At 33.0% G+C, this 12,334-nt stretch carries 13 protein-coding genes and 4 pseudogenes; 13 read left to right on the forward strand and 4 right to left on the reverse strand.

All coding sequences use genetic code 11. The features are described 5' to 3' along the window. Positions 1-165 precede the first annotated feature (165 nt). The 3 genes from BWZ41_RS00800 to BWZ41_RS07745 all read left to right on the forward strand — a co-directional run bounded on the left by BWZ41_RS00800 (position 166) and on the right by BWZ41_RS07745 (position 2,146). Positions 166-912, forward strand: coding sequence for a hypothetical protein (locus tag BWZ41_RS00800; RefSeq protein WP_143689085.1), 747 nt, complete (start codon positions 166-168; stop codon positions 910-912). A 227-nt stretch (positions 913-1,139) separates the two neighbouring features. Beyond that, complete coding sequence (locus tag BWZ41_RS07740) at positions 1,140-1,628, forward strand: hypothetical protein (RefSeq protein ID WP_241653831.1); 489 nt, start codon at positions 1,140-1,142, stop codon at positions 1,626-1,628. Further along, entirely contained in the window at positions 1,583-2,146 is a 564-nt protein-coding gene (locus BWZ41_RS07745; protein WP_241653832.1) for a hypothetical protein, read from the forward strand. The genes BWZ41_RS07740 and BWZ41_RS07745 overlap by 46 nt, the downstream gene beginning before the upstream one ends. Here the strand turns inward: BWZ41_RS07745 and BWZ41_RS00810 are convergent. Continuing rightward, complete coding sequence (locus BWZ41_RS00810) at positions 2,136-2,660, reverse strand: gamma carbonic anhydrase family protein (protein WP_143689086.1); 525 nt, start codon at positions 2,658-2,660, stop codon at positions 2,136-2,138. The two genes, BWZ41_RS07745 and BWZ41_RS00810, sit on opposite strands and share 11 nt — an antisense overlap. Positions 2,661-2,776: 116 nt before the next feature. On the opposite strand from BWZ41_RS00810, the gene secG reads away from it, so the two are divergent. From secG to BWZ41_RS00835, 6 genes and pseudogenes are all read left to right on the forward strand, one after another. Further along, positions 2,777-3,097, forward strand: a complete 321-nt coding sequence (secG, locus tag BWZ41_RS00815; protein ID WP_007302593.1) for a preprotein translocase subunit SecG — start codon at positions 2,777-2,779, stop codon at positions 3,095-3,097. Continuing rightward, positions 3,097-4,704 (forward strand): CTP synthase, encoded by a 1,608-nt coding sequence (locus BWZ41_RS00820; RefSeq protein WP_063631082.1) that lies wholly within the window; start codon positions 3,097-3,099, stop codon positions 4,702-4,704. The genes secG and BWZ41_RS00820 overlap by 1 nt, the downstream gene beginning before the upstream one ends. A 39-nt stretch (positions 4,705-4,743) precedes the next feature. Next, a complete protein-coding gene (locus BWZ41_RS00825; protein ID WP_063631081.1) occupies positions 4,744-5,037 on the forward strand; it encodes a hypothetical protein in 294 nt (97 codons plus the stop codon). Between the two features lie 17 nt (positions 5,038-5,054). Next, positions 5,055-5,462, forward strand: coding sequence for a nucleoside deaminase (locus BWZ41_RS00830; protein WP_010404879.1), 408 nt, complete (start codon positions 5,055-5,057; stop codon positions 5,460-5,462). A 73-nt stretch (positions 5,463-5,535) separates the two neighbouring features. Beyond that, positions 5,536-5,677 (forward strand): annotated as a pseudogene (locus BWZ41_RS08620) (IS3 family transposase); the annotation flags it as partial. Between the two features lie 267 nt (positions 5,678-5,944). After that, a pseudogene (locus BWZ41_RS00835) lies at positions 5,945-7,237 on the forward strand (IS4 family transposase). Between the two features lie 19 nt (positions 7,238-7,256). Here the strand turns inward: BWZ41_RS00835 and BWZ41_RS00840 are convergent. Further along, positions 7,257-7,631, reverse strand: a complete 375-nt coding sequence (locus BWZ41_RS00840; protein ID WP_241653833.1) for a hypothetical protein — start codon at positions 7,629-7,631, stop codon at positions 7,257-7,259. Positions 7,632-8,035: 404 nt separating this feature from the next. Between BWZ41_RS00840 and BWZ41_RS00845 the strand changes: the two genes are divergently transcribed. Then, a complete protein-coding gene (locus tag BWZ41_RS00845; RefSeq protein WP_143689087.1) occupies positions 8,036-8,467 on the forward strand; it encodes a hypothetical protein in 432 nt (143 codons plus the stop codon). 142 nt (positions 8,468-8,609) lie between these two features. Here BWZ41_RS00845 and BWZ41_RS08625 read toward each other — a convergent pair. Continuing rightward, positions 8,610-8,750, reverse strand: a pseudogene (locus tag BWZ41_RS08625) (IS5 family transposase); the annotation flags it as partial. An 88-nt stretch (positions 8,751-8,838) separates the two neighbouring features. Here BWZ41_RS08625 and BWZ41_RS00855 point away from each other — a divergent pair. Continuing rightward, positions 8,839-10,131, forward strand: a pseudogene (locus BWZ41_RS00855) (IS4 family transposase). A gap of 178 nt (positions 10,132-10,309) precedes the next feature. Here the strand turns inward: BWZ41_RS00855 and BWZ41_RS00860 are convergent. Next, positions 10,310-10,720 carry a hypothetical protein gene (locus tag BWZ41_RS00860; protein ID WP_206663874.1) on the reverse strand — a complete coding sequence of 137 codons (411 nt, stop codon included), beginning with the start codon at positions 10,718-10,720 and terminating at the stop codon, positions 10,310-10,312. Positions 10,721-10,728: 8 nt separating this feature from the next. On the opposite strand from BWZ41_RS00860, the gene BWZ41_RS00865 reads away from it, so the two are divergent. Next, positions 10,729-10,947, forward strand: coding sequence for a hypothetical protein (locus BWZ41_RS00865; protein WP_143688855.1), 219 nt, complete (start codon positions 10,729-10,731; stop codon positions 10,945-10,947). Between the two features lie 37 nt (positions 10,948-10,984). Then, positions 10,985-12,331, forward strand: a complete 1,347-nt coding sequence (locus BWZ41_RS00870) for an IS110 family RNA-guided transposase (RefSeq protein WP_143689027.1) — start codon at positions 10,985-10,987, stop codon at positions 12,329-12,331. The last annotated feature ends 3 nt before the right edge of the window (positions 12,332-12,334 follow it).

Here is a 12,334-nt window from a genome sequence, read left to right on the forward strand (position 1 = left end):
CATATTTGAAGCAAGTTGTTATTCTATCTCAAACCATAGCACAAAGTAAATATGGCAATTTACACTAAAATTTTCTGTTTATGATTTATATTATGTAAAGATACTATTTGACCTTGAGCTTTAAAGATATTATGTAATAGCATTATTTAATATGCGAGGTTTGTTATGGCTAAAGTAAATGCAGGTGAAAGCGCAAGAAAGCTCAAAGAAATTAAATTTCAGCCTATGTCGCCAAAAAAGTTCAAAGGCAGTCAGTCTATGTCACCAAAACGGAGTCGGAATTCTGGTGAAAAGCTATGGAGTGCATTTCACTCATTAATGAACGTAATATCGGAGCTAGAAGAAACAAAGGTTACAGTGGAACTAAAAAAAGACACTGAAATATCAGAAGAACAATTGAATAAAATAATAGCATTAAAAAATCAAGTAGAAGAAGAAACAGAGCAAATAATGATGCCATGTTTCAAGAAAATAATAGTAGAATTGAAAGGAACAAAAATAGAGAAATTGTCTACGGAGCTAAAAAAGCTGGCAGAAGTACAAGGTGAAAAAATACAAGAGTTATGTAAGAGACTAAAATCAGGTACTGGAACAGAAGAAGATCAAAACAAACTCAAGAGAGCAGTAAAAGGATTAGCAAAAGAGTGTTCCAAAGAGCTCACAAACTACGTATCTGATTCAAATCCGATAATGTTGTACACTGCTGTTATTGCTGTTGGTCTTGCTGTTGGGCTGGTAGCAAGTACTATACTTGAACATACAACTAGACTAAGTATGTTAGCAATAATTATCATAGCTACAGCATCTGCATTCGTAGCTGGTTGTGCTACATACGCAACACTAAGACCTAATACTAAAATAGATGAATCAAAAGAAGTCCAAATAAAGAGTTCTCATCACTCACTTTCCTAATCACACTTTAATTCAAGCTTTATCAGTTTTATTCAAGTTGCTTCTAAAAGGAGAATATCAATGGTGTTCTCCTTACTGATTTGGTTAAAATGCAGAAAACGCCTATGTCAAAATTTACACAGATGTTAAGTGCTGCCACTAATTCCCAGTTAGTACAATTTGTGTATCTTATTGACATATTTAATTTATTCTGTTACAATTTTTAGTAATTAGGTTGGGGTAAAACAATGAAGAGTTTTAAATGGCTACTTAATCAAGTCAGACTTTCATGGATTAGCTTAATATCAAAAGTAAAGAGCTTTTTTCAAACTAACGATACACATCATCAAACAACTGCTAGCAATGGAAATGATCATACAAGAAAAATAAGTGTAGAAAATACAATAGAGGCAAAAGGTGATGAGATTGATTTAGAGGATGAGCAGGATGTGTTTGAGGATGCTCTAACAGGAGAAGAGCTAGATGAAGAAGAATTTTTTATGCTGTTGAAAGTTTTGATGAACAGGAAGTTAATGCTAGTAGAGAAAAAAAGGAATATGAAAAAAATCAGTACTACAGTTTACAAGATAGTCTACAAGAAAAAAATGAATTTGATCATGCAACGCATACTCTTACACTTGCTTTCGAAATTGAAAGTCCATTGCCAGACTCTGACCTTAGTAAATTTAAATTGTGCGAGCTTAAGCAAAATGGTGGTAAATTCACATTTACTCTAGAGGATGACCAGAAAAATCGTATAGAGCTACACTCTGAATACCTTAATATGTATTTTCCTAATTATTTTGAGAAACACAGAAAAAAAGGAGCATACACTGAACTTTTTTCTCAAGAAGAAAATGGAATTAGCAATGATATTATCATCCCATTAGAAGTTCCAAAAGAGGTAGGGATACTTACTGAAAAATTCGGCCGGATGAACTTCATAAAAGCAAATATACAATCTCAAATACCAGATTTTCCGGGAGATATAAATCTAAAAGATTGTAAAGATCATGTAAACTTCTATCTTAATTCAAATAATACTATATCTCTTTTTCTAACGTCAGCACCGATAAAATTTGCAGCTAAATTATCAGGTACTCCAACAGAAACAAACTGGCCAATAAAGAATATTCTAGTCAGAGGTAGTTTTATTAATCAGCATATTGATAAGCATTCTATAGTTGAAGAAGCTTTTGAAGTAGTTAACGTAGAATGTGCATCAGAGCTGAAGATTTCTCAACCTAGCATATAGCCTTATATTCTTTCATCAGCATGATATAATTTTGTGCAGATTGTGTAATATGTTTAATTTCCTCATCTGACATTTTTTTGAAGAATTGTGCTGGCCTGCCAGCCCATATTTCTCTACTTTTTATCACTTTCCCATGCGTTACCAGTGAGCCAGCAGCTACCATAGCTCCGGACTCCACAATCGCATTATCCATTATGGTAGAGCCCATACCAACAAATGCTTTATCATGCACTGTGCATGCATGTAATATGCAAAAATGTCCAACCGTCACCATACTACCAATAATCGTATCGCCGCCTGGATTTCTATCTACATGAATTACGGTGCCATCTTGAATATTAGTTTCATCACCTATTTTGATTGATCCAACATCTCCTCTGATCACACAATTAAACCAGATACTCGCATTCCTTCCTATTTCAACGTTACCTATGATACTCACACCATCTGCGATAAAAGAACTTTCATCCATTTTTGGTTCATAATCTTTGTATTTTAAAATGTGATAGCTCATAATTTAAATAAGGTTTAATACATACTTGGATTCCAGTAGTCAAGTTACTCGGGTAAAGATATTCTTGACTTATGATCCTTATGCTCCTAAAATCTTTATTTTTAGCTCTATTCATAATGTCAGTAACAGTACTTAGTGTACTTCAAATAATATTAGTTGTTGTATTGGTAATTTTAGTGCTTCTGCAGCCACCTGGAAGTAGTTCATTAAGTGGCTTTAGTAATTCACAACAGGGAATGAATTCAATAATTCCGGTAAAGTCTTCTGAAAATCCACTCAGTAGAATAACTTCTATAGTTGCTGGACTGTTCATTATAAATACACTGTTACTATCAGGATTATGTTCAAAAGATGTACATAAAAAATCAATTGCAGAGAAGATTATATCAGAAAAGAAGCAAGAAGGCCAATCAACTTCTGTTCCATTTGAAAATTAATGAAAGAAACCAAGTTTATCTTTGTTACAGGTGGAGTTGTTTCATCACTTGGTAAGGGTTTAGTTGCTTCAAGTGTGGGAGCACTTCTTCAAGCTCATGGATTCAATGTTCGCATCAGAAAGCTTGACCCATATCTCAACATTGATCCTGGAACAATGAGCCCAGCTCAGCACGGGGAAGTATTTGTTACTGAGGATGGTGCTGAAACTGATTTAGACCTTGGACATTACGAGCGTTTTACTAAAATTAAAGCAACCAAGGACGACAATATAACAACTGGTAAAGTATATAATAAATTATTAAAGAAGGAAAGGTGTGGTGATTATCTAGGCAAAACTGTGCAAATCATTCCTCATGTGACAGATTTAATCAAATCTTTCATTTTTAATGGTACAGAAGATTTAGATTTTGTAATATGCGAAATAGGCGGAACCGTAGGTGATATTGAAAGCCAACCGTTTTTGGAAGCTATACGCCAAGTTAATTATAAACTAGGAAAGCAAAAAGTTATCCTTATTCACTTAACTTTAATACCATATCTCACTGCAGCACAAGAATTAAAGACAAAACCGACACAGCATTCAGTTCGAGAGTTAAACTCTGCGGGGTTACAACCAGATATTATATTATGTCGCAGTGAAAAAGAAATTTCCGATAATCAAAAAGAAAAGATAGCCAATCTTTGCAATGTTTCTTTATCTAACGTAATACCTGCTCCTGATGTAAACCATATATACGAGTTACCGTCCTTGTATAATCAATGTGGGCTCGGGACACAAATTTTGGATCACTTTCACTTAAGTAAGCCAAAACCAAGCTTACCTGAATGGGACCAAATAGTACACTCTATGAGACATCCAACACAAGAAGTTATCGTTTCCATAGTAGGAAAATATACTGAATTTCCTGACGCATATAAATCACTGATTGAAGCATTAAACCATGGTGCAATTAGTAATAAAGCTAGAGTGAAGATAAATTGGGTCAACTCAAGAGAAGAGAATGGAAAATCTATAGATGCAAAGTTTATCAGAGAAAAATTACAAAGCTCTAATTCAGTTCTTGTTCCAGGAGGATTTGGTGATAATGGAATAGAAGGTAAAATATTAGCAATAAACTATGCCCGTGTAAATAACATTCCTTTTTTAGGAATATGTCTTGGTATGCAGCTTGCAGTGATTGAATTTGCTCGTAACGTTATTAAGCTTGAAGATGTACACTCTGAAGAATTTTATACTTGCAAACATCCAATCATCAAGCTCGCTGATGGTAAGAACGTTGATCTTGGTGGAACCATGAGACTTGGAACATACAAGTGTAATGTAAGTCCAAATTCAAAAATGGCAAATGTGTATAGTAGTGTCACTATTTCAGAAAGACACAGACACAGATATATAGTTAATTTAGATTATAAAAATAACTTAGAAGAGAATGGAATGATATGCAGTGGTATATCAGAAGATAAAACATGCATAGAGGCAGTGGAGCTAAAAAATCACTCATGGTTTATTGGTGTGCAATTCCATCCAGAATTTCAATCAAGACCATTTTCTCCTCATCCTCTCTTTACATCATTTATTAAGGCAGCTATTGACAATAGAGTTTAATAGAACTTAATAAACTATATTCTAATAGAGAGGTAAAAAATGTTACTAAGAAATAGTAAAGATAGCATTACATATAGATCTGCGACCTTCGAGCAATTGAACAGGCATGTAGAACAAATAATATATAAATTAGAGGGGGATCAAATTATAGAGGATATAATGGAAGAAGTAGTTGTAGCTATAAACGAACTAAAATCGGTAGAAGAAATAAAAAAATATTTAAAGCGAGAAATAGATAGCCTTGTAAAAAGGACAATAGTCCTTAGTGAATTCTATAACCTAGAAACAATAGAAAAGCCAAGAAAAGAAAATTATATTTACCCAAGCACCTAATGTTTAAGTACCAATACATGGAACTTGCCATAGAGCAAGCAAAACTTGCTCAGAAAGATGGCGAAGTGCCAATAGGTGCTGTAATAGTTAATGGAAACAATATCATCTCCTCTGCACACAATATATCTAATGATCCAACTGCACATGCAGAAATGTTAACAATTAGACAAGCATTTTCAACTTCCACGCTTTATGAAGCTGAAATGTACGTAACGTTAGAGCCGTGCCCGATGTGCGCTCAAGCTATCTCTTTTGCAAAAATTAAACGTCTGTACTTCGGGGCTTACAATCCCAAAGGTGGAGGAGTTGAAAACGGCACTAGAATATTTCAATTCTGTAACCACATACCTGAAGTTTATGGTGGAATATTAGAAACAAAATGTTCTCTTTTATTAAAAGATTTCTTTGAGAAATTGAGAACTTAGTTTAAGATCCGTGAGATTGTTTCAATATTTTTTGAGTAAAATCTGTATTATAACTCTTTCGTATATTTGACCAATTTGCTCATGCAACGTACATAAGGGATGTTATTACGATAACTCAGTTGCAGAAAAGTTTACTCAAAAGGGAGCTTCTTATTGATACTTCTCAACGTTCTGTTCAGCAAACTAGAACTTCCATATTTGAATACGTAGAAATTAGATTTCTTGCACTACTGGAATTTAAAGAGTTTCAGCGCGTAACGCTGGAATCTAGATTTTCTTGCTAAATCCCAGACTGGCTGGTTATGATAAAAAATCTATTTTTTATCATAAATAACTTAAATATTATATTATAAACTCTGCTAAATTTATTCTCACAACAAAAATTTCGGGAGTATTAAATAAAGCATACGCGTCAAGTTAAGGAAATAAAGGTATGAAAGAGATAGAATAATAAGGTATAAGTTCTCCCAGAAATACTTTTAGTGAGAGAACCAATGAATAAAATAACTAGCTTATCAAAAAAGCTCAAAGAATTTTTTAATGAAAAAGCAGACAAAATCTCAATTACAACAAGGTTTATAAAAAGAAAGAGAAAGCTAAAAGGTTCATCGTTCGTAAAAGCCATGGTCTTGGGTAATATAGGGGTTGATAATTGTAGCGTAGAAACAATGTGTCAATTACTAAACGAGGACTCGATAGATATAACAAAACAAGGTTTGGATTTTAGATTTACTGAAGAAGCAGTGGAATTTATGAAAAGGATGTATAATGAATCTGTGGTTCTCTTTAAAAATATCTTGCAAGTTAATTGCAAAATCTTACAGCTATTTAATAGTGTTAAATTATTGGACAGTAGCTATATTACTCTACCTAACAATATGGAAGAGATGTATAAAGGTTATGGTACTAGCTACAGTGGCTATGAAAGCAATACTAAGTCTGGAATAAAGTTACAATTAGTTTTCGACTACATGAATCAGATAATAGACCAACTTAATTTAACGGAGGGAGTAAGATCAGACCAGGGATATAGGAAACATTTAAGTAATATATTAAGTAATGATTTGCTAATATCTGATCTCGGTTCAAGTTCTTTTAAACAAATCAATGAAATAGGAGCTTATTTCATAAGTCGTTATAAATCCGATACCAACATATATGATGTAGAAACAAATCAAAAAATGGAGTTATTAGAATGTTTAGAGGATAAGTTATTTTTAGAAAACGAGGTATTGTTAGGAAAAGAAGCAAAAATTAGAGTAAGAATTATATGTCAGAAACTAACTGAATATAGCCAGAAGAAGGAAAGCTAATAGATTAGCAAGATCGCAGATCCTCTAAAAGAAATCAAAAATTGTTGAACTGGTCAAAACTAATATTCCAGAGGATAAAATTAGTGCTGAGCAAGTATTACAGAGTAAGGTGGCAAATTGAGTTATTATTTAAATTGTATAAAAGGCATATCAGACTTAAAAGGAAAGCCATGCAGAGTATTATGTGAACTATATGCTAAATTGTGCGCAATTCTTATATTTCACGGCATAGTTGGTTGCATAGAAGTGAAAAAGAATACAGAACTTAGCTTAACAAAGGCATTTATTGAGCTAAAAAGGCGGGTTAGAGAGTTATTTTTAGCACTAAAGAATAAAGTTAATAGTTTGAAAATTTTTCTTAAAAAGATTACCATAACTTGGTCTCGATTTTCATTAAAAGACAAGTACAGAAAAACTAGAGTATCTACCTTAACTTCCCTGAATTTACTTACAATCTCTTAACTTGACGCGTATGGTTTATTTAACACTCCCTGTTAATTTTACACTTTAAAAGTTCTTCTTTTACTCCTTCAATCTTACTCTGCATCACTTCTTCTTTCTCCTGTTCAATTTTGTACCTCAAAACTTCCTCTTTTGCTTCCTCAGCTTCATTCTTAGTTTGTTCTACCTTCTCTCTTTCTTCTTGAACTTGTTTTTTTAACTTATCAACTTCTTCTTCTAATTTTGTAATTTCTTTTTGTGATTCCACAGCATCCTCTTCTCCCGCAACCTGATCTCCTAGATTTTCGACTTGCTCACCCTCTTCACCATAAAAAAGTTTGTTGGCATATAAATTACTATTATTAACTTGATCGCTATAGATATTGTTTGATATTGTGACCTCATATACAGTCAAAACTGGAATTAAATTAGAGTATAAAAGCTGAGAATTCAACATGGGTAAAAGAAACCACAGTTCAGGAAACCTCAGGTTAACTCAGAAATTACTATAAGCCAAAATGATTAAAAATTTTATAACTTATATTGTAGATCTAGCATGATAACCAACAATTATTCAATTTCCACCTTACTCACCAGCTTGACACAGTCCATCTTTATTCATTAGAGAGCCGTGATTCCTTCTCCAATGATTAATCACTTGTCAGTTTTGAGTGTAGTAGTTGATAGCCTGTACGTAAATACGTTGCTTTTGTTCTTTAGAAATTTTTAGTCTACTATCTTTATCCAGAAAAAAATTGTAAAATTTCTATAGTTATGGTATAATTGTAAATACCGCTTGCCAATAAGCTGAGTATAAAAATGCCGTTCGGACAAATCATTACATATAGTACAATATTACTTGCTGTAATTGCAGTATTTCTCTTTTTGAGAAAAATATACAAAAATCACATTAGAAAAATTATATTTCCTCTAAAAGTTCTCAAAGAAGAATGGGAAGAAAATAGAAGATTTAATGAATTATATCAAAAAAATAAGCAAAAAGAGTTGATGAAACAACAGGAAATGCTAAGCGAGAAGCAAAAAGATATTCAAGTTTACAAAGAAGATCTAGAAATAGTTGATATAACAAAGCCGCTAGGTAAATGGACAAAGATGGTTATGATGGGTAGTGGTTTAATGAAGCATTTTGCACAATTGATACACAGAGAAGGTGATAAAAAAGGATTTTGGGAGCTATTTATAAAAGCTCAGTCTTCAACTAAGGGTAAACATAAAGGAAAAGGCAGATGAAGTATCCGTTGTATAACCTGGTTTCTGGCATTAAACTTCTTAAGTGTTATAGCCAGTCAAGTATAAGGGTATCATCCCAATGCGTGACACTAGGATGGCTTTGTTGCATCGCTTATCGGATAGTGGGTAAAGCATAATAAATTCATGAAACTACCTCAAACTTAGCCATGCCAATATCAGTAAATTTATTGAGTAAGTAACATTTTATTAGCAACTCTTTTTCTCGATTTACTTCAGATCTATTTCTAAAACTAAACCCAAATATTTGTTTTAATCGGGAGTATTAAATAAAGCATACGCGTCAAGTTAAGGAAATAAAGGTATGAAAGAGATAGAATAATAAGGTATAAGTTCTCCCAGAAATACTTTTAGTGAGAGAACCAATGAATAAAATAACTAGCTTATCAAAAAAGCTCAAAGAATTTTTTAATGAAAAAGCAGACAAAATCTCAATTACAACAAGGTTTATAAAAAGAAAGAGAAAGCTAAAAGGTTCATCGTTCGTAAAAGCCATGGTCTTGGGTAATATAGGGGTTGATAATTGTAGCGTAGAAACAATGTGTCAATTACTAAACGAGGACTCGATAGATATAACAAAACAAGGTTTGGATTTTAGATTTACTGAAGAAGCAGTGGAATTTATGAAAAGGATGTATAATGAATCTGTGGTTCTCTTTAAAAATATCTTGCAAGTTAATTGCAAAATCTTACAGCTATTTAATAGTGTTAAATTATTGGACAGTAGCTATATTACTCTACCTAACAATATGGAAGAGATGTATAAAGGTTATGGTACTAGCTACAGTGGCTATGAAAGCAATACTAAGTCTGGAATAAAGTTACAATTAGTTTTCGACTACATGAATCAGATAATAGACCAACTTAATTTAACGGAGGGAGTAAGATCAGACCAGGGATATAGGAAACATTTAAGTAATATATTAAGTAATGATTTGCTAATATCTGATCTCGGTTCAAGTTCTTTTAAACAAATCAATGAAATAGGAGCTTATTTCATAAGTCGTTATAAATCCGATACCAACATATATGATGTAGAAACAAATCAAAAAATGGAGTTATTAGAATGTTTAGAGGATAAGTTATTTTTAGAAAACGAGGTATTGTTAGGAAAAGAAGCAAAAATTAGAGTAAGAATTATATGTCAGAAACTAACTGAATATAGCCAGAAGAAGGAAAGCTAATAGATTAGCAAGATCGCAGATCCTCTAAAAGAAATCAAAAATTGTTGAACTGGTCAAAACTAATATTCCAGAGGATAAAATTAGTGCTGAGCAAGTATTACAGAGTAAGGTGGCAAATTGAGTTATTATTTAAATTGTATAAAAGGCATATCAGACTTAAAAGGAAAGCCATGCAGAGTATTATGTGAACTATATGCTAAATTGTGCGCAATTCTTATATTTCACGGCATAGTTGGTTGCATAGAAGTGAAAAAGAATACAGAACTTAGCTTAACAAAGGCATTTATTGAGCTAAAAAGGCGGGTTAGAGAGTTATTTTTAGCACTAAAGAATAAAGTTAATAGTTTGAAAATTTTTCTTAAAAAGATTACCATAACTTGGTCTCGATTTTCATTAAAAGACAAGTACAGAAAAACTAGAGTATCTACCTTAACTTCCCTGAATTTACTTACAATCTCTTAACTTGACGCGTATGCTTCTTTGAACATTCGCAGTTCAGACTCAATCTGACAAGTCAATTGTAATAACCTCTATGAATCACACATATCAGCCTTGTTCTGTATAATATAATTAGCTATATCTGAGTGATAGTTTTTTAAAGGATAGTATAAAGGAATTGCACCCTCTTTGTTCTTTTGATTTATATCAATTGTTTTACTATCTCTTCTACCTCTACTTTTTCTTTTTCTACTTTCCTCTTTTCTTTCTCTGCTACATCCCTTGCTTGTACTACTCTCGTTACTATGCTCAGCTTTAATCTATCAATCTCTTGGTCTTTGCATTCTGGTACATTCTCTCTTTCTTTCTTCTCGCCTTCAATAAAACTTCTGCTTAGCTTCTCAAACTTATCTACAAGCTTTGATAATCTTTCAAAGTCAGGCTCTTCTTTCTTCAACTCCCTATACTCTTTATATAGGTTCTTAAATTTTGTTGTATAACCTTCGTTTAAAATCAGAAAAGTATACTGGCACTCTAAAAACTTCTGCACTTCCTTATTTTGTTTTATTCTTTTTCTTGATATCTCTTGATCATCTGCTTCATCGTATAGCATCGAACAAAATGAATCTGTCAAACCAGGAAGAAACTCATCAATTTAAGTTTCTAGTAGTTTTAAGTATAGTTGTGAAGGAAGCGCCTCATGCAGTTATAACCGGAATCTTCACTGGTGCCATAAGTGCCCGTCGTTTAGCATGGTTTTGGAGGAACGGTCAAATCATTGATGGAGTCCTTAGACTACCTCGGTTAGGAGATTGTATTATATCAACCGTCCCAAGCTGAAGCGTTTCCCTGCTATAAATTATATGAAGGAGTTACCATGAAAAAAACAAAAAGTAAATTAGAAATAATGAACCCTAACGCAGCAGGAATAGATGTTGGTTCAGCTATACATTATGTGTGTGTGCCAGAAGGAAGTGATGAACAGCACATACAAAAATTTAGCTGTTTTACAGAGGATCTTCATAACATAGCAAAATGGCTAAAAAAGTGTGAAGTTACTACAGTAGCCATGGAGTCAACCGGAGTGTACTGGATTCCTTTGTTTCAAGTACTTGAATCATATGGACTTGAAGTAAAACTTGCAAATGCAAGACATGTAAAAAATGTACCTGGAAGAAAGTCAGATGTCCAGGACTGCCAATGGCTTCAACAACTACACAGTTATGGGTTAATCGAAGGATCATTTAGGCCAGATAATCAAATGTGTGTATTGCGTAGTTATGTGCGGCAACGTAAAAACTTAATTGAAAATGCTGCTACACATATTAATCGTATGCAAAAGGTTTTGGTACAAATGAATATTCATTTACATAAAGTAATAAGCGATATCACTGGCGTCACAGGAATGCAAATTATTAAAGCAATAGTAGAAGGTGAAAAGAATCCCAAGAAGCTAGCTGAATTCAGAAGTGTGAATATGAAGAACGATAAAGCTACTATAGCAAAAGCATTAACAGGCGATTATAGAGAAGAACATTTATTTGTACTGAAACAAGAATATACAGCATATACTTTTTTTCAAGAGCAAATAATTGAATGTGATAAAAGCATAGAAAATTACTATAAAACATTTGAAACAAAGTCCGATGAGAGTAAAGAGTTAGGTAAGGAAAAAAACAAGTCTAGAAGAGGCAGACCAAACTTCACCTTGCGTGAGAAATTGTATAGGATAACCGGAATAGATTTTACTAAAATTCCTGGATTTGATATACTAACTGTACAAACTATTATTTCAGAAGTTGGCATTAACCATAATAAGTGGCAATCAGAAAAGCACTTTACTTCATGGTTAGGACTTAGCCCTGCTAACAAGATCACAGGAGAAAAAGTATTTGGGACAAAAACTCGTAAAGTCATTAATCGCGCTACAAATGCCCTGCGAATGGCTGCTTATGCTGTGGGAAATAGCAAAAGTGCATTAGGTGCATATTGTAGGAGATTAAAAAGACGGCTAGGAGCAATAAAAGCAATTACTGCCACAGCAAGAAAATTAGCATGTATTTTTTACCAAATGTTGAAATATGGACAAGAGTATGTGGAAAAAGGAATGAGTTATTATGAAACACGCTACAAAGAGAAAATTGTGAAAAATTTGATCAAAAAAGCGCAGGAGTTTGGCTACACACTAGTTCAACAAGAAGAGTTGATTAATGGAGTTTCTTAGGAG

The organism is Wolbachia endosymbiont of Nilaparvata lugens (assembly GCF_007115045.1).
GTDB lineage: Bacteria > Pseudomonadota > Alphaproteobacteria > Rickettsiales > Anaplasmataceae > Wolbachia.

Bases quoted from the DNA above. Each gene is read 5' to 3' on its own strand.
- BWZ41_RS00800 (WP_143689085.1), top strand. From the start codon at position 166: ATGGCTAAAGTAAATGCAGGTGAAAGCGCAAGAAAGCTCAAAGAAATT.
- BWZ41_RS07740 (WP_241653831.1), top strand. From the start codon at position 1,140: ATGAAGAGTTTTAAATGGCTACTTAATCAAGTCAGACTTTCATGGATT.
- BWZ41_RS00810 (WP_143689086.1), bottom strand. From the start codon at position 2,660: ATGAGCTATCACATTTTAAAATACAAAGATTATGAACCAAAAATGGAT.
- secG (WP_007302593.1), top strand. From the start codon at position 2,777: ATGTCAGTAACAGTACTTAGTGTACTTCAAATAATATTAGTTGTTGTA.
- BWZ41_RS00820 (WP_063631082.1), top strand. From the start codon at position 3,097: ATGAAAGAAACCAAGTTTATCTTTGTTACAGGTGGAGTTGTTTCATCA.
- BWZ41_RS00825 (WP_063631081.1), top strand. From the start codon at position 4,744: ATGTTACTAAGAAATAGTAAAGATAGCATTACATATAGATCTGCGACC.
- BWZ41_RS00830 (WP_010404879.1), top strand. From the start codon at position 5,055: ATGGAACTTGCCATAGAGCAAGCAAAACTTGCTCAGAAAGATGGCGAA.
- BWZ41_RS00845 (WP_143689087.1), top strand. From the start codon at position 8,036: ATGCCGTTCGGACAAATCATTACATATAGTACAATATTACTTGCTGTA.
- BWZ41_RS00860 (WP_206663874.1), bottom strand. From the start codon at position 10,720: ATGCTATACGATGAAGCAGATGATCAAGAGATATCAAGAAAAAGAATA.
- BWZ41_RS00865 (WP_143688855.1), top strand. From the start codon at position 10,729: ATGAATCTGTCAAACCAGGAAGAAACTCATCAATTTAAGTTTCTAGTA.
- BWZ41_RS00870 (WP_143689027.1), top strand. From the start codon at position 10,985: ATGAAAAAAACAAAAAGTAAATTAGAAATAATGAACCCTAACGCAGCA.